Source organism: Vibrio sp. 1401 (assembly GCF_033340295.1).
On the sequence record NZ_JAWOWF010000745.1, the window covers coordinates 1 to 543 of the forward strand.

At 46.8% G+C, this 543-nt stretch carries 1 protein-coding gene; it reads left to right on the top strand.

The features are described 5' to 3' along the window. On the top strand, positions 1–543 hold a 543-nt coding region (locus tag R7Z77_RS27915), incomplete at both ends, for an LruC domain-containing protein (protein WP_318137377.1).

The following is a 543-nucleotide window of genomic DNA, read 5'->3' on the forward strand; positions in this document are numbered from 1 at the left end:
TCAACCTCCGGCGAAGTAGAAGATCATCCAATCACTATCACCGAAAATGGCGTATCTGTTCAGCATTTCCCAAGTGCAGAAGGCTACGCAACGGTAGCGTTTGAGGATAACTGGCCATACACCGCAGATTACGACATGAACGACGTCGTCATTCAGTTCCGAATCACAGAAACGCGTACAGAAGGTGTGGTCGAGAACATTCAAATCACCGGTGACCTCGCCGCTTACGGTGCAGGATACAAAAATGGCTTTGCTATTCGTTTACCGGGCATAGCAAAAGCAAGCATCGAGAATGGCTTAACTACCCTGTCGTTTAACGGCGTTCAACAAGCAAGCAATGGATTGGAAACTATCTCGGAAGAGGCCATTTTCATCATCAGCGATGATCTCAGCCAATACACGCAAAGCAATTGTACCTACTTCCGAACTCAATCAGGATGTGATGACAACGTTGCTTTCTCTTTTACGTTGACGGTTTATTTTAAGGAAGGCTCCGACCGCTCTGGCTTACAAGCCATGCCTTACGACCCATTTATCTTTGCA